Source organism: Paraburkholderia sp. Cpub6 (assembly GCF_014201065.1).
In the GTDB taxonomy this organism is placed as follows: Bacteria; Pseudomonadota; Gammaproteobacteria; order Burkholderiales; family Burkholderiaceae; genus Paraburkholderia; species Paraburkholderia tuberum.
Map to the genome: position 1 here is coordinate 1 of NZ_JACHDM010000009.1, position 21,476 is coordinate 21,476.

The window sequence follows — 21,476 nt, forward strand, 5'->3', positions numbered from 1 at the left end:
TCTTCCAGCATGGTCAGCGCGGCTTCGTTCGCGCCGCCGTGCGCCGGGCCCCACAGACACGCGATACCCGCCGCGATACACGCGAACGGATTCGCCCCCGACGAACCGGCGAGCCGCACGGTCGACGTCGACGCGTTCTGCTCGTGGTCAGCGTGCAGGATCAGGATACGGTCGAGCGCGCGCACCAGCACGTCGTTGACCTCGTACTCTTCGCACGGATTCGAGAACATCATGCGCATGAAGTTCGCGCTGTACGACAGGTCGTTCTTCGGATACACGAACGGTTGACCGACGCTGTACTTGTACGCCATCGCGACCAGCGTGGGCAGCTTCGCGATCATGCGGATCGCCGATACGTCGCGATGCTGCTGGTTCGTGATGTCGAGCGAGTCGTGATAGAACGCCGACAGCGCGCCGACCGCCGCAACCAGAATCGCCATCGGGTGCGCGTCGCGACGGAAGCCGCGGAAAAAGAAGTGCATCTGCTCGTGCACCATCGTGTGCTGCGTGACGGTGTTCTCGAACCCGGCTTTCTGCTGGGCGTTCGGCAGTTCGCCCTTCAGCAGCAGGTAGCAGGTTTCGAGGAAGTCGGCGTTCTGCGCGAGGTTGTCGATCGGGTAGCCGCGGTAGAGCAGTTCGCCCTTGTCGCCGTCGATATATGTGATCTCGGAGTTGCACGCCGCCGTCGACATGAAGCCAGGATCGTACGTGAATTTGCCGGTCTGGCCGTACAGCTTGCGGATGTCGATGACGTCGGGGCCCAGCGAGCCCTGATAGATCGGCAGATCGATGGTCTGGTCGCTGTCGGAAAAGCTCAGCGTTGCGTGTGACTTCGAGTTCATGTACGTCTTCCTTTTGCTTGATACCGCACTCGCCCCGGCATGCATCGCAGTCGTACGGCGAGGCGCGACATCGGCGCTCCCGAAGAAGTACGGGCATGCTCAGGCTCCGCTGCGCATTCTACGGGTCGGCGTGTCGTTGATTGCGTCGATTGATCGCAACAGTCCATCTCCTTGGGCGCAACATTCGTTGTCGGCACGCGGCGGGTGCATCGCGATGCCGATGAAAGTTGCACGAAAGTCGGAACACCAGCCGCAACAATGTTTTGCTGCCAGCACACTGCGTCGGCGTGGATCCATCTGCGATACTCAATCCGTGCATTGATGCTTGCGGCCCGTGATTCGAAGCGGGTTTTTTTGATCACACAGAAAAGCAGGACGAATACAAATGAATGTCTCTCTCGAAACGCTGTTTCCGGATCATGTCCATACCGAAGACCACACGGTCACCGCGCTGAATCATCAGGATATCGTCGTCGCGTTGTCGGCGGCGCTGAAGACGCAGGACGTCGCGGTGCTGCACATGCTCTATCCGCGCACCGACGCGCGCACGCATCGCAGTCTCGACACGCTCGTCGACGTGCTGCATGGACACGGCCTGCATGAAGTCGCGGATCTGATCGCGCAGGAAGCGCACTATCTATTGTTCAAGGACCCGGTGAAGGCGTGGAAGGTGTTCCACGAAATCCGCAACGACTCGCTCGCGATCGGCGTGCATCTGTACTATCACGGGCTCGTCGGCGAGGCGGCCGAACGCGCGCTCGACAAGGACGCGCATCGCAAGGCCTGATGCAGTAACGGGCGATCGGCGGCGCGCGCCGGCCGATCGCCCTTGATCTTCGCTTCACTTGCTCAGCGCGCGCTCATCGCCTGAATGAAATCATCCACGTAACGATTGAACGCGGACGGATGCGCGAGGTTCATGCCATGCGACGCACCGCGTACCGTTTCGCGGCGCGCATCGGGCAACCATCCCTGCAACGCCGTCACCGTGCGGTGGAACATGTCGGGACTCTTCTCGCCGTCGATCAGCAGGACCGGGCAGCGCAGATCGGCCGCATCCTCGGGCATGTAGGCGGGCAGCGGATCGCGGAATTGCCGCGCGAGCGTGTGCGCGTTGTCCGTCGCCATGCGGCGAAAACCCGGGGTGCTCATCGCCCAGAAGCCGGGGCGGCTCACCGAATCGACGAACAGTTGCAAGCCTGCTTCGACCTCGCCGCTTTCGATCAACCGAGCCGCTTTCGCACGCAATGCGTTGACCGTCTCCGGCACGCTCGCGGGTGGACGGCCGGCGATCTGCAGCGGGCCGCCTGGATCGGCGAGCGTCAGCGTGCGCACGTGTTCGGGATGGCGTCGCGCGAAATGATAGGCGACGCAGCCGCCGCGCGAATGCCCGATCACATGCGCGGGCCCCGCGCCGAAACGCGCGATGAACTCCGCCACTTCATCGGCGTGGCTGCTCCAGCTGAACGGCAGGCCCGCGCTATCGGTCACTGGCCAGTAATGCGTGAGACTGACCGCGACGCAGCGATAGCGCTTCGACAGGCCGGCCAGTTGCGGCTGCCAGTAGCGGTAGTCGCACAACGAACCGTGCACGAACAGCAGCAAGTCGCCGCCGCCGGCTTCGACGTAAGGCATGCGCAAGCCGCTGCGTAGTCCGATGAAGGATGGCGATGACGACAGCGACGAAGCGGAAACGGATTGATTCACGGGTGATCGACGGACAGCGGCATCGGCGCGGGAATGCGGGCGGAGCCGGCTACAGGCATTGGGAAATGAGCGTACCGGTGTCCCTGAAAATGGGACGCGATGCGTATTGTCACATAAGCGTCAGCGACGCGTCGGGCAGGCGTCTTCATCAAACCACTGACGGGTGGCGACAAGGATATTACTCGCCTGGAGAGAACTTCATCAGTCAGGCCGTTTCCTAAAGATCAACATAACCGGTGCGCCCCATAAAGCACCGTATATTGGGTTTCCCGATATTTTTTAGATGTTCGACGACCTCTTTAAACAGAGGCTCATCTTTGTCTGGCTCCATCATTATTCGCCAATCCTGGTCGCCGTCTCCTTTCATCTTCAAGAAGTGTGCGTCGCCTGGTTCGTCCATATAGGCCCTGACTATATAACTGACATTTCCCTCGACAAATTCATAGATATCGTACTCGTAATAATATTCATACATTCCATTTTCATCGCGGTCACTGCAGTCGATATGGTGGCTCACAATTACTTTCATTAACTTCTCCTGCCGGTCAAAAATTTTGGCATCAAAGCTCAAGATACGCTGTGAGAATGTAGTACGGCATGCCATTGTGGGGTTCGCGCTTTATAAACATTTTAACCTTGCTCAACGGCACGAGTTTCCCTGTTGATCGAGTCACTCCATACCCTGCAGGGGACCCTACGTCATGAATCAGACATAGACGTATGTCATTTGTCGCCGCCCATGCCTTCACCCTCGCAGAGTTGAATTGCATAACCTTCGAAACTGCACTTTCAGCGGCGCGCAAATTCGTAAATGAGGATGCGATGTCAATGCGACTTTCAGCAGCCAGCCTGGCGCGCAATTGCGCCTCGGTTCGTCCCACATGCTTTGCGATTGTATGCCCACCAATCCGGCTGCCAGCTTGCGCCTCATGCTCAATCAGATCGATCCGGCCCATCGTAACGCTGGCGGCGCGTACCGCCCTGATCGAACCGGCAAAGCCGAACGGCACGACCATATCAACTGACAGGCCGATGTTGTTCGCCAAGTCAGGACTGGCCTTCATCGCCTCGGCCAGTTTCGTCGTACCTTGCTGTATCAGCGTGGCCGTATCCCGGCCTGTCCAGATTTGGCGTAGACCGGCCGACGCCGTATCTGAGCCATGCACGCCGAACACGACACACGCGGCCTTGCTGGCCATCGTCGGTTCCGGCAGCACACACAGTGCCGCCGCCCCGACCATTTCCAGCACCCCGCCGACCACCTGCAAACCGCCCCATAGCCGGTTGGAAAGCATCTCCGTGGGGCTGATCGACTGGCGGGAGAGCACTGCCGCCAGTTGCGGCGCACTGAGCACCACCCGCACGCCGTCCGAATCCTGTTGATACGACATTCCGGTGTCCTCTGTAGGTGTTAGGGCTGCTACGCTAGCAGGCATCCACAGGGGTATGGAATGGGCGAAGGATGATTTTTGGATTCCGCTTCGGTCAACGAAATGTCAATATTTGTCCGCGTCGGAGGGTCTCAATTCACTGGGAAGCGCGTGCGCGGCATTCTGAAACGGGAGCGCTGCGGCGGCAACGCTGGCCGCTTCCTGTTCGCGGTCGCGTTCGATAATTGAGTGTTTGCCAGCGTCGATCGAACTGCCCATCGCAAGCGCCTTCACGTGCGTCCGCAATAGAGACCTCGGGAGACACGCCGGGCCCGCATCGCGTCGCTTGCCCGTCACAGGGCCGGTAAAGCGGAGCGTCCATTTGCAGCCCGCCTTGCCAGGGGTGAGCAGCAGCCCGGTTACCTTGCCACCGAATGCCGGGTTTTTGCCGACCTGTAGTGAAGCCCTTATCCACCGCTCACGCGTCCCCGGCTTCGTCCACCCACCCCGCCGCGGCCGCCGCGCCCGCGCCGCGCACCGCGCAGGTCAGCGGTTCGTCGGCGACGTGCACGTCGAGGCCGATTTCCCGGCTCAAACGCCGCCCCAGATTGCGCAGCAGCGCGCCGCCACCGGTCAGCACGATGCCCTTGTGCGCGATGTCCGTCACGAGTTCGGCGGGAGCCAATTCGAGCCCGCGCTTCACCGCGCCGATCACCTGACTCAGCGGCCCTTCGATCGCCTCCGAAATATCGCGGTTGCTCAACTGCACCGTGCGCGGTAGCCCATCGTCGACGCTGCGGCCGGTTGCGTTCATCTGCTCGAGCGGCACGTCGTGCACGGCCGAGCCGATGGCTCTCTTGACGTGCTCGGCGGTCTGCTCGCCGAGCAGCACGCCATACAGATTGCGCACGTAGCCGATGATCGCCGCGTCGAAATTGTCGCCGCCGACGCGCACCGAGCCGCTATACGCGGTGCCGCCCAGCGCGATCACGCCGACCTCGGTGGTGCCGCCGCCGATGTCGACCACCATCGAGCCGGTCGGATCGCCCACCGGCAGGCCCGCGCCGAGCGCCGACGCGAGCGATTCGCCGATCAGGCTGACCTTCCACGCGCCAGCCGCCTCGGCCGCTTCGCGGATCGCGCGGCGCTCGACGTGGGTCGCGGAGGCCGGCACGCACAGCGTGAATGCCGCGCGCCGGCTGAAGAGCGAACGCGGCCGCGCCATGTCGACGAATTGCTTGATCATGTGTTCGGCGGCGGAGAAATTGGCGATGACGCCGTGGCGCATCGGCCGCACCGCTTCGAGATTGCGCGGCACGCGGCCGAGCAGCTGGCGCGCCTCGGCGCCGATCGCGGCGATCCGCTTCGACCCGCTCGCGGGCTGCGTCTCGAAGCACACGACGGAGGGCTGGTTCAGCACGATGCCGCCGTCGTCGGTATAGATAAGGGTGTTGGCCGTGCCGAGATCCACCGCCACGGCGTGGCGGAACAGTCGCTCAAAGAGCGGGTAATGCGGCGTCGGTCTGGCCATATGCAGGCTCTGATGTGTCGTTATGCGCCGTCCAAGGCGGTCTGGAAATGCGCCCCCGGTACCCCGAAGCCGCGCGACACGCCCCGCTGGGCGTTGCGCTTCCCGCGCGGCGGGGGTGATTTTCAAGCTATTGCCCGTATGACGGCAAGCCCATCAGAATCTTTAGGGCCACTTTCTAGTGGGTTTGTGTCAATCGCGCGACAGCTCGCCCAGCGCGCGTTCCAGCGCGTCACGGCCGAGCGCGACGCCGTCGGCGGTGATCGTGTGGCCGACGCCGGGCAGCACGTAGGCGTCGACCGCATAGCCGGCGGAGTTGAAAGCGTCGGCCGCGGATTCGAGTTCGCGCACCGGGATCACCTCGTCGTTCTCGCCGTGGACGAGCGTGAGCGGCGTCGCGCGGTTCGACGACACGATCGGCGAGGCGAGCCGCCCCGAATACGCGACGACGCCGGCCGCGCCCTCAACGCTCGACGCGACGTGATGCAGCGCCATGATCGAACCTTGCGAGAAGCCGACCAGCGCAAGCCGATCGAAAGACAGCTGCCAATGCGCGAGCTCGGCGTCGAGCACGCGGCGCAGCGCCGGATAGGCGGCGGCGACGCGCGCCTCGCGGTTCGCCGCGCCGACGTCGCGCAGGCTGAACCACTGGCGGCCGCCGAAGCCGCCGTCGAACGGATCGGTGCCGTCGAGCGACACGAACGCCGTGCCGGGCAGGTCCTCGCTCCAGATGTCGGCGAGCGGGATCAGATCGCGCGCGTTGCTGCCGACGCCGTGCATCAGCACGACGAGGCTCGTCGCGGGCGCGTTTTGCGGCGCGCGCCGCCAGCCGTGTTCGAATTGTTGCCAGCTCATGGTGGGGTCCTTTTTTTCGTGGGATTGGGTGTACGTTTCGGCCTTTGGTGACGCAGCCTCAGCCGCGAGCATACGCCGCGTGCCGCGTTCGCGCCGTCGGGCGCCGCATCGGCTGCTGCCGTGGCCGGCGCCGGCCGGCGATTGCGGGTATGCTTTTGCGCATCGACGGACCCGCCGCCGCGGTGCACGGTCCACGGCATCCTGCGCCGAGCATGCATTGCGACTCGCGCGCCCTCGCCGTCCGTCCTCACGCCGTTCGCGCCGTCCGCCGCAAAACCTCCGGAGAACGCCTTTTGAGCCAGCCCAACGCCGCGCCTGATTCCGCGTCGTCGCCGCCTCGGCCACCCGCGCCACCGTCGCCGCCCGCGCCTCTCGAAGGCGGCCGGCTGGTTCTCGCGACGATCGCGGTCGCGCTCGCCACGTTCATGAACGTGCTCGACACGTCGATCGCGAACGTCGCGATTCCGACCATTTCCGGCAACCTCGGCGTCTCGGTCGACGAAGGCACGTGGGTGATCACCGTGTTCGCGGCCTCCAACGCGGTGGCGATTCCGCTGACCGGCTGGCTCACGCAGCGCATCGGCCAGGTGAAGCTGTTCGTTGGCGCGATCCTGTCCTTCACGCTCGCGTCATGGCTGTGCGGCATCGCGCCGACGCTGCCGATCCTGCTGCTGGCGCGGGTATTCCAGGGCGCGGTGGCCGGGCCGCTGATTCCGTTGTCGCAGGCGATCCTCCTCGGTTCGTATCCGAAGGAGAAGTCGTCGACCGCGCTCGCGCTGTGGGCGATGACCGCCACCGTCGGCCCGATCGCGGGCCCGGCGCTAGGCGGCTGGATCACCGACAGTTACAGCTGGTCGTGGATCTTCTACATCAACATCCCGGTCGGCCTGTTCGCGGCCGGCGTCACGTGGATGATCTACCGCACCCGCGAATCGCCGACGCGCAAGCCGCCGATCGACGTGGTCGGCCTCGGCCTGCTGATCACGTGGGTCGCGTCGCTGCAGATCATGCTCGACAAGGGCAAGGATCTCGACTGGTTCTCGTCGCCGGTGATCGCGATTCTCGGCCTCGTCGCGCTGATCAGCTTTGCGTTTTTCCTCGTATGGGAGCTGACCGAGGAGCACCCGATCGTCGATCTGCGGCTCTTTCAGCAGCGCAATTTTCTCGGCGGCACGATCGCGATTTCTATCGCCTACGGGGTATTTTTCGGCAATCTCGTGCTGCTGCCGCAATGGATGCAGGAGTACCTGAACTACCGTTCGATCGACGCCGGCCTCGTCACCGCACCGCTCGGCATCTTCGCGATCATTCTTGCGCCGATACTCGGCCGCGTGCTGCCGCACTCGGACGCGCGCGTGATCTCGACGGTCGCGTTCGTCGGCTTCGCGATCGTGTTCTACATGCGCTCGAAGTACGTGATCGAGATCGACACGTGGCACCTCGTGCTGCCGACGCTGCTGCAAGGCATTCCGATGGCGCTGTTCTTCGTGCCGCTGACGGCGATCATCCTGTCCGGCCAGCCGCAGAGCCGGATTCCGGCGGCGGCGGGGCTGTCGAATTTCGTGCGGGTGTTCTGCGGCGCGGTGGGCACGTCGATCGCGGGTACCGCGTGGAACAACCGCACGATACTGCATCATGTGCGGCTCACCGAGCAGGCGTCGGTCGACAACCCGTTGTTCGCGCAGCAGATCGACAACACGCAGTCGGTGCTGCATCTGAATCCACAATCGGCGAATGCGCTGTTCGATTTCACCGTGAACACGCAGGCCGCGATGATGGGCCTGAACGACGTCTTCTTTGTGTCGGCGATCATCTTCCTGCTGATCATTCCGCTGATCTGGATCACGCGGCCGGCCAAGGGCGGAGGTGGACCGGATGCGGCCGGCGCCCATTGAGGCAGATTCGTTTTCGCGCGACGGCGACGCTCGCGCGGTGGCCACGAAGCGGCGTCAGCGGAAATAGCGCGCCGGCGTGTCGCCGAACGCATCGCGAAACACCGCGATAAACGACGACACGTCGTTATAGCCGACTTCGAGCGCCACCTGCGTGACGCTCTCACCGGCGCCCAGATGTTCGAGCGCGGCCAGCAGACGCAACTGCTGGCGCCATTGACCGAAGGTCTGCCCCGTTTCCTTCGCGAACAAACGCGCGGCCGTGCGCGCGGTCACGCCCGCGGCCGCGGCGAGTTCCTCCAGCACCAGCGATTGCGCTGGATTCGCGCTGAGCGCTTCGGCGATGCGCCGCGCGCGCGGATCGGCCGGCCAGTTCAAGCCAAGCGGCGCGGCGGGCAAGCCGACGACGCGATCCAGCAGCACCTGCAGCAGACGGCGGGCGGGTTCATCGGGCGTGTGATCGTGCGGCAGATCGGCCCCGGCCGCCAGCAGCGCCTGCACCAGTGTGTCGGGGACCAGCGCGCCGGTCTGCGCGGGCAGCGGCGCGGCGGCGGTGGCGGTGGCGGTGGCGTCGGTGGCGTCCATTGCGGCATCGGTTGCGACGTAGAGCGAATACGACTGCACCGGCCGCGTCGCGTGCAGGCAGTGCAGCGTATTCGCGGCGATCCACAGCGCGCGGGCGGGCGGCACGACCCAACGGCCGGATGCCGTGCGCACGGTCAGCACGCCTTCGCTAACGTAAATCAGACGCGCGCGGCGATACGCGCGCCACGGCTCGTCCAGCGTCGCATGGCGTTCGCCGACCACGAAGACCGCTTGCTCGATGCCGTCCGGATCGAAGGCTTCCGTCATGGTGTCTGCTCTGACGCGGGACGTCCGCGAAGGGAGCAAGATTAGCACGCGCGCGGGGCGCGGCTGCGAGGCGGGCTAACAGGGTCCGGCCACCGTAAGCGCGCACCCCGCCTAAGGCCTGGTTACCCCGCCCGCTTCACCAACTCCTCCAGCACCGTCCGATACGACGTCATGCCAATCACCCGCTCGTTCACCCCCTCCTCGAAATCGATCCACCCCGAGTTGAAGCCGTCGAGCATCTCGATACGGGGCGCGGGCCACTCAGTGCCTTGCGCCTGAAACAGCGCCTCCCACTGCTCGCGCGGCACCGTCTGCGCTTCGACGGGCCGCCCGAGCGCCTCGCCGAGCAGCGCGGCAATCTCGTGCTGCGTATAGCGCCCTGGCCCCTCGATCTCGATCACGCGCCGCCCTTGCCACGACTGCGTGAGCGCCTGCGCGACCACGCGGCCGATATCCGCGGTCGCGACCATCGGATACGCCCGATCGAGCGGCTGCAGAAAGCTCGGCATCACGCCGGCGCTGCGGGCCGGTGCGATATCCCACAACGAGTTTTCCATGAACCAGGCCGGCCGCAGGATCGCGGTCGGACGCGGCAGATCGGCGAGCGCCTGTTCGAGAATATGCACCTGCGTGATGAGGCCGAGCCCTGCATCGCGCTGCCCGCCCACCGACGACAACGCCGCCACCCGCCCCGGCCGCGCCTTCGACAACGCCTCCTTCAGTATCGCGGACGCCGCATGCGCGTTCGGATAACCGGGCTGCGGCGCGAAATTCGGCGCAATCATCACGAATACGCCGGCCGTGTCGCGAAACGCGGTGCTGAGCGAGTCGGCGTCCTCGAACGACGCGATCGCCACCTCCGCGCCGCGCTCGCGCCACGGTGCCGCCTTGCTTGCGTCGCGCAGCACGGCGCGCACCGCGTGCCCCGCGTCGAGTAACGCGCGTGCCGCCGCGCCGCCCACCTGTCCTGTCACACCGGTAATTGCAAACATGCTGTTCTCCTCGATTACGGCGGATGCCGTGTTGGGAAGCATTCTCGGCGTGGCGTGATGGTTTCGCGAGAGCGTGGGTGTCATTTGTTTAATGACTCAATGTCATCAAACCTCCTTGGCGGGCCCAGGTGATGCGCTTGTCTGCTGGAGTGTTCGCAACGCCAACTATCGAATCGCCGCTCGATGTTCGCTAAACGGAGCGGCAATCGTGCGCAGCGCTCCACGCGACCTCGTATCAGAGAGGCTCGAATGCAGCACTATTTCCAAAGGAGGAAGCGCCGGGAGCCCCAGCAGCGCGCCGACTTCGATGGCACCGACCGGCGCGACCCGCTGCGCGAACGCACCGACGGCAAGCCCGGCCGAGACAGCGCCGGTGACGGCCGCCATGCCACCGCCTATGAACGCGTCGATCCAGGCGATCCCCGCTGCGTCGAGCTTGCGGGTCGCGAGACTGCGAAGGGCGCACGATGTCGACAGCGATGCAAGCCGCAGCGGCGCATCAACGCGGTATTTGGCGGAGTCCCGACAAAGCATGCCGGACTCGCCTCAGGAGTTGTGATTTCTACGTTTCAGATCGGCTCGGCACTGGCCGTTGCGATCATTGGCGGCGTCTTTTACGGTGCGCTTGGCGAGAGCCACGCGGCCGCCGCATTCGGCCGCGCATTCGCCGCCGCGCTCGGCTGCAACGTAGCGTTGCTGGCAATCGGCGGAGTGCTCTCGCTCTTTCTGACCGACTGCGGAACACGGCCGCGTACACGGCCGCGAGGCAAGACTGACTGGACGGACATCCGGGCGAACGTCATGCGGTGTGATAACGCAGCCAGAAGGTTTCACGGCAGACGTTGTCGAATCTCTGGCTCGCCGGATCGATGCTGAGGCCGGCGGGATGCTGGATCACGACATAGTCGATCCAGCATTCGGCGCAGAGCGCATCGGAGCTCACCTGATCCCACTCGAGGGATCGGCGAATCACCGCGCCGTTGTCGAAAGCGAAGGTGATTTCCTGCTTGTGAACTTCGATGTCCTGTTCGCGCCAGGTCTCCGTTGAAACGTCCTGGCGCACGATCGTCATAGGGCCGGGCAGCCCATGAATGGAGCTGGCATAGGAAACAAGTTTATTCATGCTTTACGAACCGAAGCTGCCGCGTATCGCGCGATAGAGCCGACAAGTATACATGCGACTGCGCGGCAGCTTCGTTCGCACCGACCTCGCCCCTTTCCGGGGCGAGCACGGCGATCACGTTTGTTCGAGGAATGGGACGATCCGTGCCAAGATGGCTTCTGGCGCATCCTCCGGACCGCAATGACCGACGCCAGCAAGGCTGTGTATCGCCGCTTGCGGAAAGAGTTCGCTAAAGAACGGAAGCAAATGTTCTGCCTGGAGCGTGCGGTCGGCACTACCGAAGGTCTCCCGGGGGTTAAGGTCTTCCACACCTTGCAGCTTGCTCAAGCGGTCCTCGTTGACCTGTTGTGTCTTCTGATCGTACGGTAGTGCGTTTCCGTCATTGGACCACGGCAAGATCAGGAATTCGTGCATCAACGTCCGCGACTCTTTCGTGATCGTGGGCCGGGGCCACAAACCTCTCTCAGTGCTGCCCCTCGAGGCGATAGTCGGATCGGCAGGACACCGTCAACTTCACAACGAGTCCGGGATGGTTGTCCACCAGTGTCAGCGTGCCTCTATGCAGCGTTGCGACACCTTTCACGAGCGCGAGGCCGAGCCCGACGCCCGGCGTTCCCCGGCTCGCATCGCCCCGGTAGAAGCGCTCCGTTACCTTCGCCTTCTCGGCAGCAGGAACGCCCGGGCCATCGTCCGCTACTTCAATCTCGATGAGCCCTTCGCGCTCGCTCACTGTCACATGCACGCGCGAACATGCGAACTTCAGTCCGTTATCAATCACGTTTCCGACCGCTTGCGCAATCAGTAGCGGATCCACAACCGCTTCCAGTTCGGCGGGGCAAGTCTGCGACAGGGCAATCCCTCGAAGGTCCCCTAGTGGTTGGTAAAACTCCACCGCTTCGGAAACGATATCTGCAACATTGCTCGCAACGAAGCCTGACCTTCGCACCCCTGCATCGATCTCCGCCAGACGAAGAAGGGCATTAAAAATGCTGATCACCCGGTCGATATCGGTGAGCGAACCCTCCAGGCGCTCAAGCGTGTCGGCGTCGACCTTCTTCTTCAAATCGAGAATCATCACCTCCATCCGCGTCCGGAGTTCAGTCAGAGGCGTTCGCAAATCGTGAGCGATTGCATTCGATGTGTTGCGCACGCTACTGATCATCTCGACCAGCGCCTCCTGGGCGGCCTGCCGCCTCTGCACCTCGTCGTGCAAGCGTGCATTGCTCTCTTGCAGGACCTTCTGTAGCCGCCGGAACTTCACGTGGGTTCTCACTCGCGCGAGAAGTTCTTCCATCTGCAAGGGCTTGGTGACGTAGTCAACGGCCCCGACCTGGAACCCCACGGTCTTGTCCTCGGTGTGCGACAGTGAGGTCATGAAGATGACGGGGATGTCCCCCGTTTCCGGGGTCGCTTTCAAACGGCGGCAAACCTCGAACCCATCCAGACCCGGCATCATCACGTCGAGCAGTATCAGGTCCGGACGTACGAGGGCCGCGCGACTCAGCGCCTCTTCACCATCCCGGGCAATCGAGACGTGCAAACCGCTCCCCTCAAGAAAGTCTACGACCAGGCCCAGATTCGGCGCCGTATCATCAACCACCAGGACTACGGGCGGATTTTTCTCGAACTCATCCGACATGTGCACTAACTTCCGTTCAGGTGTTTCTCGATGAGCACGAGCAGTTCTCGCGACTCAAAGCTTTCCGCAAGGTTGCCCACTCTGGTAGCGAATGCCGTATAGCGGGTGTCGCTCGCCCGAAGCGACTCAACGTGTCGCATGACCTCCCGCATCGAACCTCTGCGCGCGAGATCGTGCAACACCTCCATGCTCGCACGCGGCGGCAGGACGAACGACGAGACCGCTTCGGCGTCGGATGCCGTTGCGCCAATCCGGCGCGGACGCTCGGCCACATGTTCAGTTGCCGGGCGCACACCGTCACGTCCGGCAAACATCAGGCATTCGTCGCGTGGAGCTTGCCGATCGCCGGCGTCGTCACGCACCAGCGGCTCGTGAGCGGGACACTCAACCGCGAGGTCGAACCAGAATCGACTTCCTCGCCCGTATTCACTCTCGACGTGAATATCGCTGCCCATAAGCCGTGCCAAATGTTGGCTGATGGAAAGCCCCAACCCCAGCCCGGCGCTCCTGCGCTCGATGTCACCTGCCTGTTCAAATGGCAGGAAGACTCGCTCGAGTTGGTCATGCTTGATGCCAATCCCGGTATCTTTCACTTCAAACCTCAAAACGCCACCTCGGACCAACTTCACCGAGAATGCCACCTCTCCGATGTCCGTGAACTTCACGGCATTGGAGAGCAGATTGAGCAGTACCTGCCGCAATCGCTTCTCGTCAACGCGAATCACTGTGGGCAGGTTTGGCGCAACCGCACAAATCTGCGCGAGCCCCTTCTCACGAGCCCGCACGCCAACCATCTCCCCAAGCATTTCGAGGAACTGCGCGAGCAAAACATCGTTCAGCTCCAGGTCAATTCGACCGGCGCCGACGCGCGCGAAGTCAAGCAAATCATTAATCAACGTGACGAGATGCGACCCGCTTTGCTCGATCAGCGAAACATGCGACTTTTGACGAACGCTCAGGTTGTCATCGCGCCGCAGAACCTGCGTATATCCGAGAATGCAGTTCAACGGGGTCCGGAGTTCATGGCTGATGTTAGCCAGGAACTGGTCCTTCGCCTTGTTCGCCAACTCAGCCTCGTCCCGGGCAACACGCACCGTCTCCTCGAGCGCTTTGCGCGCCGAGATGTCCTGGATAATCGCAATGGTATGCTGAACCTGCTGGCTGGAATCACGCTGTAACGACACGGTCACACTGACCCACACGCGCGATCCGTCGCGCCGTATGTTGACTTTTTCCTCCGTGTAATGCGAGAAATCGTTTTTGAGCAGTTTCTTGAATTGATTGATGCTCTCTGGAACACTGCCAACCGCTGTGACTTCCATGAACGTCATCGAGAGCAATTCTTCACGACTGTAGCCAACGATATCGCAATAGCGCCGGTTGACGCGGAGGAACCGGCCGCTCTGGTCACAATGAACAATACCCACTGCTGCGTTTTCAAAGGTTCCACGGAAGCGCTCTTCGCTGGTTCGCAGTGCGAGTTCTGCACGCTTCAAGTCCGTAATATCGACCATGGTTCCAGAGACGCGCGTAGCCGGCCCGCAGGAAAACCGAGGACCCGCGCCACGCGTCAAGACCCATCGCCAGGACCCGTCCCGGTGGAGCACGCGGTGTTCAATGCCAAACAGCCCGCCTGGCTCCTGGCTGCACCGCCAAAACGCGTCGCAAACGCGTTGCCTGTCCTCCGGGTGGATGACCTCCATCACGCGCGCGATGCCGGGAGCGGCGTCAGCCTCCGTGTAACCTAGCCATGCCTGGATGTTCCAGCACCTCAGCGACAGGTCCCGCCCCTCTTCGCCCGAGAGATCAATGGCCCACACCCCGACCTTCGAGCCGCGCATCGCGTCGTCCAGCCGATCGTTGGTTTCGCGCAGAATTTCCGCCTCGGCTGCCTGACGTGACGCTGTAGCGTCACGCACAACGAGCACCATGCCGATGACGTTGCCCGAGTCGTTCACAATCGGCGTTCCACGATTTTCAACGGACACCATGCGCCCTGCTCTACCGACGAGCATCGTCTTCGGGGGAAAAGAAACGAAGCCGCCCTCGCCCAGGGCTGCTGACACGCTGAATTTCAGTGGCGCATTCGTGTCCTCGTCGATTAGCCGGAGGACTTTTTCGAGCGGCTGCCCGACAGCGTCTTCCCGCGACCATTCTGTCAACGCCTCGGCGACGGGATTGATGAGCGTAATGTGTCCCTTACAGTCAGTGGCAATGACGCCATCGCCGATGCAGTCCAGCGTAACCGCATAACGCTGCTCGCTCTCGCGCAGCCGACGCTCCGCATCGTGCTTATAGAGGGCCATCTCGACAACCGTACGCAGTTGCAGGTCGTCGAAAGGCTTCAGGACGTAACCGAATGGTTCGGTCACTGTGGCGCGCCGGACCGTTTCCTCGTCGGCATAAGCCGTCAGGAACACAATGGGCAAACGGAGCGACTCGCGCAACTGACGAGCCGCATCAATGCCGTCCAGCTTTCCCTCGAGGCGCACATCCATGAGGACAAGGTTTGGCTTTTCCCTCGCAGCAACCGCTATCGCATCCTCGCCGGTCGTCACGCAACCTATGACGACGTGCCCGCAGCGAGTCATTTGTAGGGCAATGTCACGAGCGACCACCCGGTCGTCTTCGACAATCAGTATTCGCGCAGAAGACATGTTAGTGGCCGCCCGTTTGCTGGAGTCTGAAATCAATGTCAAAGGCCGTCCCTCTCTCGCGACTAACCTCGATTGACCCGTGGAGTTGCCGGGAAAGGTCGAATACGAGCTGCAGTCCCAGGGATTCGGCATGCTCAAGTGAAAACTCTGGCGGCAAGCCGATACCGTCGTCGGCGACCCTCAAGCGGCACCGATGGTCTCCTTCCGCGGCCAGCTCAACGCGCAGCCGCCCGCTTCGACCGTCCGGAAACGCATGCTTGAGTGCATTCGAAACTAGCTCGTTGACGATCATGCCGCATCCTATCGCGCGATTCATGTCGAGCTGAACGTCGTCGACGACAACCTCCAGGATGACGTTCGATTGACTCAGTTCATAAACGCGCGACAGGTGCGCGCACAGATTCCTGATATGAGGCGCGATGTCGATTCGCGCGAAGTTGCCTGCACGATACAAATTTTCATGGACCATCGCCATCGAGCGAACGCGGTTTCGGCTCTCCTGAAACAGCTCCGCCACGACCTTATCTTGCACACGAGCTGCCTGAAGGTTGAGAAGGCTACTAATCAGCTGCAGATTGTTTTTCACCCGATGGTGCAGTTCCTTCAGCAGAGCGTCCTTTTCTTCGAGAAGTGCTTCGACCTTCTCCAGGCTGGCGTTCTCGATAGAAATCGCCGCCTGGGACGCCAGCAACTTGAGCACCGCCATGCGCGGCGGCGTGAACGCGCCGGGCGCGAGCTCGTTCTCGAGGTACAGCGCGCCGACCAGTCTCGTCTGCTTGATGAGGGGCAAACAAAGCATCGAGCGTGAGCCTTTGCCACTGAAATACTCGTCAGAGGCAAACGGGTTTTCCGTCGTCGCATCATCGACAAGAAGCGTTTCGTGGGTGCGAAGACAATGGTGAAGCAGAGAGAGCGGCAAGTTCCGCGGCGAGGCAGTTCGCCGCTCTACGCGGACGTTACCTCCCTCGTTGGCCTCGGCTTCAATGTAAAGCTGCTCTTCGTGCGGAAGGATGAGCAGCGCGCGCCGCGCGCCCGCGTGCTCGAGCACGATGGTCATGAGTGTATTCATCAGACTGTCGAGTACCCTTTCGCTCGATATCGCCTGTGACGCCTTGACGACCGTCTCCATCCCCAGTTGACTTTCAACGGCACCTGACGACGGACCTCCCGGCTCGGTAGCCCCGAGGTCAGGATATGCCGCCTCCAGCATTCTGACTTTCGCCGTTGCCCCCCAGTTCAAGTAGGCCGATCGGGCATTACGCAAGTACACCGCGGCGATGGTCGCGAAGCCGCGGTTGGCATAGAACCGTCCGGCTATCTCGCTGGCTAGCGCCTCGATATGCAGCAATCGGTGCGTTTTTGCATTTTCGATGGCTCGCTCGTATAGCCGCATGGCTTCAAAAGCGTTGCCGCGCACGCGTGCGACTTCTGCTTCGACCAGCGCTGCACGCGCCGCGAAGTTCGTCGGACCGCTCAATGCCCAGGCGCGGAGCTTGTTCACGTGCTCGGCAAGCGTCGCGTCAGCGAGAACGTCGACTTGCGATGAGTGGACATCCCACTCCTGGAGCCACGTCAGCGCAGAAAAGAAGTGGTAAACGGCGAGTTCCTGGTGCCCCCATGTCGTCCACAACAAGGGGGCTGCCTTGTTCGCTGCCTCCATCGCACCAGCGATATCGCCCGCCAGGTAGCGCGCCTCCTGTTTGCGAATCCAGTACCAGCACGCAGCAATGTCGAGTGCTCGATTGCCTTCGAGGTGCTGTTCCAGAGCCTTCGCGTTCGGATATTCCGAATCGGGTGAACCAAACCACGGCGCGCCGCCGCGCAATTCACGAATCAATGAGAGCTGCGAATTAATGATGTCGACAATCAACCCGAATCCGGCGGACCGGACGACATGCAGCCGTTCGACTGCCTGCTCTTCAACTTCGGCTAGTGGCGCAGAGGCGGCGAGCAGAGTGGTGACCAGGCAACAACTGCTGAACCCGATGTATGTCAGGTCGCCGCATTGTGTTGCCACTTCGAATGCTCGTCGCAAGAGCGGAATCGCTGTTCGTATCGGCTCTGTCCACGGCATGACGTGATACGAGAAACACAGGTAGACACGGGCGCGAAACCGGTCAAGCCCCTTCTCATCGACGAGCGCCATCCCGAGCTTGCCAAACTCGTGGGCGCTCTCGTAGTCGCCGAAGAATGGACCGACAGCCATTCCTAAATAGGCGAAACCCAACGCAGAGGCATCGGTGTTGCCGTGCGCTATGCTGAGATTCGCCATGCGCGTCAGCACAAGACACACCAGGTTTTCGTCAGTGAAGAATGCGGGCGGCAAAACGGCTGTGAAGACGTTCAGCGTCGCCTCAAGCGCTTCGTCATCGAGCAATCGATTGTCACGCAATTCTGCAAACGAGCCGCGTTGAACATGAGCGACCACCTTTGCGTACTCTCTATCGACCTCTTCCCTGTCCGGATGGGATACCCAATTGACGTCGACCTCGCGAAGATAGCTCAGGCAAATTTCTACCGCGGCGTGCATCTTGTCCAGGGCGGTATGCAGCGTTATCCGAAGGAAAGCCACTGCGGCCTTGTCGCGTACGCTCCCGGCATATCGTTCGAGACGACGCAGGCGGTCGTCCGCCTGTATTGGACTGCCAGCGAGGAACGTGCATTCTGCGAGCAAAAGCTCAAGGGAAAACTTCTCGCAGTAATGGGTCTCCCACGCATCCTCGCCGAAAATCCGACTCCCTACCGTGAGATAGTTCAGCGCCGTACCGTAGGCAGCCGCTGCTCTCGCGCGACGGCCAGCGCGGAGGTTCAGGACGGCTACGCGCGTGCGGACCCGAGAGTCGCTGATTGCGTGGAGTGCCCGGTTGTACTGGTTGACGACCTCGAAAATATTCCGCTCGAGATTCGGGTCGGCGTCTCCCGTATCCAGCCGCATTCCGATGCGAAGATGCGATGGCGCGCGCTCGGCCTCCCCAAGTAACGCGTATGCAGCCTCTTGAATCCGGTCGTGGACGAAAGCGTAGCCCTCCGAACGGCGGTAAACCAGGCCTTGCTCGATTGCCTCGCCGAGCGCCGAGTCAACTTCTCCGCTTGACTGCCCGCTCACCTGCGCCAATACCGACGTAGCCGTCGTGGCGCCAAGACAAGCGAAATCAACGAGCAACCGTCGCGCGCGGTCAGACAGCCGCTCGATCTTGTTCACCAGCAAGTCGACTACGCTATCGGGGAAAACTTCCTGCGCAATCTGCTCGACATTCCACACCCATTCCCGCGAGGCACGGTTTAACGTCAGATGACCTTCCTCGGCAAGGACGCGCAGGAACTGAACCGCAAAAAACGGGTTTCCGCCCGTCTTCTCGAACATCAGTCGCGCCAGCCTTCTGGCCTCTGCTGAATCACCGCGAGTGGTATCGCAAACGAGTCGCTCCACATCGCCAACCCCCAAGGGGGCCAGCAACACGTCATGAACTGGCACCGAGCCTTCTCGAATGTCGCTGATCACGCGAGCGAGAGGGTGACTGGGGCCGATCTCGTTGTCACGGAAGGCTCCAATGAGCAGAAAGTGGGCAATAGCGGAGCCTCGGCCGAGCGCCTCCAGTATCGAAATGGTTCCTGCGTCCAGCCATTGGAGATCGTCCAGAAACAGTACAAGCGGCTGTGCGGGTGTCGCGAACGCTCCAATGAAGCGAATCAAAGCAGTGACGAAGCGCTTCTGAGCGTCCAGAGGCGGCAATTCGGCGACTGCCGGTTGCGGCCCGACGATTTCTTCCAGCGCGGGGATGAGGTCGGTGAGCAGGCGGCCATGCGGTCCCATCGCGTACTGGATGCGCTTGCGCCACTTCACCAGTTCGCGCTTGTCCTCCCTGATAATCTGTTCGACGACTGTCTCCATGGACTGTGCAATCGTCGCGTAGGGGATATCTCGCTTGTACTGATCGAACTTGCCCGACGCAAATCGCCCGCGGCTCAGCGTTTGGTGGAATTCTCCAACCAGCGCTGACTTCCCGATCCCTGAGTAACCGGACACCAGCACGAATTCGGTCGTACTGTCATGAGCCACGCGGTCGAAAGCTTGAGTCAGTGCGCTCAATTCCGCTTCCCGCCCATACAGTCGGTCTGGTATCAGCAGCCGGTCGTCAGAGTCTGCCGTGCCGAGGGCGAATGGCGTGAGGCAGTCTCCTGTCCGCAGTTGCTCCGCGCACAGACGCAAGTCGTATTCGACTCCGCGCGCGGTCTGGTAGCGGTCTTCCGCCGCTTTTGCGAGCAATCGCTCGACGATGGCTTCAAGCGATTCAGGAACGTCAGGAACGCGCTCGCGCAGAGGAGTTGGCTTCCTCGCCGTATGACAGTAAAGCCATTCCCCAGGGGAGTTAGCAGAGTACGGATACTTTGCCGTCAGCATCCAGTAGATGAGGACGCCCAGCGAGTATAGATCGGCGCGAGCGTCGACCGGCCGGTTGACGAGCCCAGTGCGCTCGGGAGCCAGATACGGAAGTGCGTCCGCGAGGATGACCGGGTGAGCCGACTCTTTTCCAGCAGAATCGACGCGCGTCGACAGACCGAAGCCCGTCAGAGCCACTGCCCAGTTGGCTGGGTTGACAAGAAGATGCGCCGGCCGGACATCCTTGTGTATGACGTCCTTCCTGTGCAACATCTCAAGGGCAGCCGTGGCGTTCGCGGCTATCGTCACGATCTGGCCGAATGACAACAGGGACATATCGAGTGCAGGCAACACGATGCCGCCCGGGTCCTCGAACTGCAGCGTAATGGAAGAACTATCGCGGACGAACTCAACGGGCTGCGTAAAGCGGGGTCCATCCAGGTGGGCACGAAGCGAAAAGGCGTTCTCGAGCAACGCCAGCGTTTGACCGGAGGGCTGACTAGCCGTCGGCCTCAGTGACAACCGTGACGCCCGGCCGTCGCCGGCGTCGATTCGCGACAGGACGAACAGACCATCGTCCCATAACATTTGCGCCGCCGATTCTTCGATATCCATGAGTCTCCGCCGTTCCCTCTCCACTCCGACACCAGCCGTTATCCATTCGCCGAAAGCATGTACCCAGCGTTTCGAACAGTTCTTAGAAGTGACACTTCAAACCCGGCATCGATCTTTTGCCGAAGCTTGCTGACATGCACATCCACCACGTTGGTCTGTGGGTCGAAGTGGTAGTCCCAGATGTTCTCGAGAAGCATCGTCCGGGTGACGACCCGCTCGGCGTGCCGCATCAGATATTCGAGCAATTTGAATTCGCGCGGCTTGAGGACAATGACTTTCCCGGCACGCGACACCTTGCGTGAAAAAAGGTCGATGCACAGGTCCGCGCACTTGAGCGTCGATTCGACGGCTTCACTCGGCGAGCGGCGCATGAGCACCTCCAGTCGCGCGAGCACTTCTCCGAACGCGAACGGCTTGACCACATAGTCGTCACCACCTGCCTTGAGACCCCGAATCCGCTCGTCGACAGCATCGAGGGCGCTCAGGATAAGCACCGGGACCTTGCTCCCGGTTGCCCTCATTGCCGCGATGATGCTAAGTCCGTCAACCCCACCTGGCAGCATGCGGTCGAGGATGATTGCATCGTAAACGCTGCCCCCCATGGCCAGAAACATCCCGTCACGGCCGTTATCCGCGGAATCAACGACATGACCCGCTTCCGTCAAACCCTTTTTCAGGAAGCCGGCCACCTGCACGTTGTCTTCTACTAACAAGATTTTCATCAGCTTGACTTTTGGATTGGGGATGCCGAGCCGGCAGTTAACGCATCTCGACAGTGATGCCGCTCTCTTCTGATCGACAGCCAACCTTGGATTATCCGCTCCGCCCGAAAACACAAGCTTCCATGCGCTCATTAAATTTCGTTAATGTTTCGTCCATATTTTGTCAATCCTGACCTCTCGCACCCGCTCAGCCGAAAACTGCCAGATCCCCACTTGTAAAGACATTAACAATAGTTAATGCCGCGTTAACAAGGCGGAAAATACGACTCAGCTAACATCCTTGCGACACCGACCGTATGCG

18 protein-coding genes are annotated in these 21,476 nt (G+C 61.8%); 2 read left to right on the forward strand and 16 right to left on the reverse strand.

Features of this window, described 5'->3' with window-relative positions; genetic code table 11:
• Nucleotides 1-842, reverse strand: an 842-nt coding sequence (gene gltA / locus HDG33_RS17185) for a citrate synthase (protein ID WP_184031253.1), incomplete at its 3' end; no start/stop codon positions are given.
• 385 nt (nt 843-1,227) lie between these two features.
• Between gltA and HDG33_RS17190 the strand changes: the two genes are divergently transcribed.
• The gene (locus HDG33_RS17190) at nt 1,228-1,629 is read left to right on the forward strand and encodes a hypothetical protein (protein WP_184031255.1); all 402 of its coding nucleotides are present in this window, start codon (nt 1,228-1,230) and stop codon (nt 1,627-1,629) included.
• A gap of 62 nt (nt 1,630-1,691) precedes the next feature.
• Here HDG33_RS17190 and HDG33_RS17195 read toward each other — a convergent pair whose 3' ends face one another.
• The 6 genes from HDG33_RS17195 to HDG33_RS17220 form a co-directional block, all read right to left on the reverse strand.
• On the reverse strand, nt 1,692-2,549 hold the full coding sequence (locus tag HDG33_RS17195) for an alpha/beta fold hydrolase (RefSeq protein WP_184031261.1): 858 nt from the start codon (nt 2,547-2,549) through the stop codon (nt 1,692-1,694).
• 217 nt (nt 2,550-2,766) lie between these two features.
• Complete coding sequence (locus tag HDG33_RS17200; protein WP_184031263.1) at nt 2,767-3,078, reverse strand: hypothetical protein; 312 nt, start codon at nt 3,076-3,078, stop codon at nt 2,767-2,769.
• A 31-nt stretch (nt 3,079-3,109) separates the two neighbouring features.
• A complete protein-coding gene (locus tag HDG33_RS17205) occupies nt 3,110-3,940 on the reverse strand; it encodes an RNase A-like domain-containing protein (protein WP_184031265.1) in 831 nt (276 codons plus the stop codon).
• A 105-nt stretch (nt 3,941-4,045) separates the two neighbouring features.
• Nucleotides 4,046-4,198 carry a hypothetical protein gene (locus tag HDG33_RS17210; RefSeq protein WP_184031267.1) on the reverse strand — a complete coding sequence of 51 codons (153 nt, stop codon included), beginning with the start codon at nt 4,196-4,198 and terminating at the stop codon, nt 4,046-4,048.
• A 199-nt stretch (nt 4,199-4,397) separates the two neighbouring features.
• Nucleotides 4,398-5,450 (reverse strand): rod shape-determining protein, encoded by a 1,053-nt coding sequence (locus HDG33_RS17215; RefSeq protein ID WP_184031269.1) that lies wholly within the window; start codon nt 5,448-5,450, stop codon nt 4,398-4,400.
• 189 nt (nt 5,451-5,639) lie between these two features.
• Nucleotides 5,640-6,302 carry an alpha/beta hydrolase gene (locus HDG33_RS17220; protein ID WP_184031272.1) on the reverse strand — a complete coding sequence of 221 codons (663 nt, stop codon included), beginning with the start codon at nt 6,300-6,302 and terminating at the stop codon, nt 5,640-5,642.
• A gap of 293 nt (nt 6,303-6,595) precedes the next feature.
• On the opposite strand from HDG33_RS17220, the gene HDG33_RS17225 reads away from it, so the two are divergent.
• A complete protein-coding gene (locus HDG33_RS17225) occupies nt 6,596-8,197 on the forward strand; it encodes a DHA2 family efflux MFS transporter permease subunit (RefSeq protein ID WP_184031274.1) in 1,602 nt (533 codons plus the stop codon).
• 54 nt (nt 8,198-8,251) lie between these two features.
• On the opposite strand, the gene HDG33_RS17230 is transcribed toward HDG33_RS17225, so the two are convergent.
• From HDG33_RS17230 to HDG33_RS17270, 9 genes are all read right to left on the reverse strand, one after another.
• Nucleotides 8,252-9,046: an AraC family transcriptional regulator gene (locus HDG33_RS17230; RefSeq protein WP_184031276.1), complete on the reverse strand. Its 795-nt coding sequence runs from the start codon at nt 9,044-9,046 to the stop codon at nt 8,252-8,254.
• A 122-nt stretch (nt 9,047-9,168) separates the two neighbouring features.
• A complete protein-coding gene (locus HDG33_RS17235; RefSeq protein ID WP_184031285.1) occupies nt 9,169-10,038 on the reverse strand; it encodes an NmrA family NAD(P)-binding protein in 870 nt (289 codons plus the stop codon).
• Nucleotides 10,039-10,203: 165 nt separating this feature from the next.
• Nucleotides 10,204-10,572: a hypothetical protein gene (locus HDG33_RS17240; RefSeq protein WP_184031287.1), complete on the reverse strand. Its 369-nt coding sequence runs from the start codon at nt 10,570-10,572 to the stop codon at nt 10,204-10,206.
• A 265-nt stretch (nt 10,573-10,837) separates the two neighbouring features.
• On the reverse strand, nt 10,838-11,161 hold the full coding sequence (locus tag HDG33_RS17245; protein WP_184031290.1) for a hypothetical protein: 324 nt from the start codon (nt 11,159-11,161) through the stop codon (nt 10,838-10,840).
• A 114-nt stretch (nt 11,162-11,275) separates the two neighbouring features.
• Nucleotides 11,276-11,578 (reverse strand): alpha/beta fold hydrolase, encoded by a 303-nt coding sequence (locus HDG33_RS38055; RefSeq protein ID WP_184031292.1) that lies wholly within the window; start codon nt 11,576-11,578, stop codon nt 11,276-11,278.
• 46 nt (nt 11,579-11,624) lie between these two features.
• Nucleotides 11,625-12,800, reverse strand: coding sequence for a hybrid sensor histidine kinase/response regulator (locus HDG33_RS17255; RefSeq protein ID WP_184031294.1), 1,176 nt, complete (start codon nt 12,798-12,800; stop codon nt 11,625-11,627).
• A 5-nt stretch (nt 12,801-12,805) separates the two neighbouring features.
• Nucleotides 12,806-15,499, reverse strand: a complete 2,694-nt coding sequence (locus HDG33_RS17260; RefSeq protein ID WP_184031296.1) for a PAS domain S-box protein — start codon at nt 15,497-15,499, stop codon at nt 12,806-12,808.
• Complete coding sequence (locus HDG33_RS17265; protein ID WP_184031298.1) at nt 15,459-20,453, reverse strand: AAA family ATPase; 4,995 nt, start codon at nt 20,451-20,453, stop codon at nt 15,459-15,461. The genes HDG33_RS17260 and HDG33_RS17265 overlap by 41 nt, the downstream gene beginning before the upstream one ends.
• A 38-nt stretch (nt 20,454-20,491) precedes the next feature.
• Nucleotides 20,492-21,175: a response regulator transcription factor gene (locus tag HDG33_RS17270; protein ID WP_184031844.1), complete on the reverse strand. Its 684-nt coding sequence runs from the start codon at nt 21,173-21,175 to the stop codon at nt 20,492-20,494.
• Nucleotides 21,176-21,476 lie beyond the last annotated feature (301 nt).

Bases quoted from the DNA above. Each gene is read 5' to 3' on its own strand.
- HDG33_RS17190 (WP_184031255.1), top strand. From the start codon at position 1,228: ATGAATGTCTCTCTCGAAACGCTGTTTCCGGATCATGTCCATACCGAA.
- HDG33_RS17200 (WP_184031263.1), bottom strand. From the start codon at position 3,078: ATGAAAGTAATTGTGAGCCACCATATCGACTGCAGTGACCGCGATGAA.
- HDG33_RS17205 (WP_184031265.1), bottom strand. From the start codon at position 3,940: ATGTCGTATCAACAGGATTCGGACGGCGTGCGGGTGGTGCTCAGTGCG.
- HDG33_RS17210 (WP_184031267.1), bottom strand. From the start codon at position 4,198: ATGGGCAGTTCGATCGACGCTGGCAAACACTCAATTATCGAACGCGAC.
- HDG33_RS17215 (WP_184031269.1), bottom strand. From the start codon at position 5,450: ATGGCCAGACCGACGCCGCATTACCCGCTCTTTGAGCGACTGTTCCGC.
- HDG33_RS17220 (WP_184031272.1), bottom strand. From the start codon at position 6,302: ATGAGCTGGCAACAATTCGAACACGGCTGGCGGCGCGCGCCGCAAAAC.
- HDG33_RS17230 (WP_184031276.1), bottom strand. From the start codon at position 9,046: ATGACGGAAGCCTTCGATCCGGACGGCATCGAGCAAGCGGTCTTCGTG.
- HDG33_RS17235 (WP_184031285.1), bottom strand. From the start codon at position 10,038: ATGTTTGCAATTACCGGTGTGACAGGACAGGTGGGCGGCGCGGCGGCA.
- HDG33_RS17240 (WP_184031287.1), bottom strand. From the start codon at position 10,572: ATGCTTTGTCGGGACTCCGCCAAATACCGCGTTGATGCGCCGCTGCGG.
- HDG33_RS17245 (WP_184031290.1), bottom strand. From the start codon at position 11,161: ATGAATAAACTTGTTTCCTATGCCAGCTCCATTCATGGGCTGCCCGGC.
- HDG33_RS17255 (WP_184031294.1), bottom strand. From the start codon at position 12,800: ATGTCGGATGAGTTCGAGAAAAATCCGCCCGTAGTCCTGGTGGTTGAT.
- HDG33_RS17265 (WP_184031298.1), bottom strand. From the start codon at position 20,453: ATGGATATCGAAGAATCGGCGGCGCAAATGTTATGGGACGATGGTCTG.
- HDG33_RS17270 (WP_184031844.1), bottom strand. From the start codon at position 21,175: ATGAAAATCTTGTTAGTAGAAGACAACGTGCAGGTGGCCGGCTTCCTG.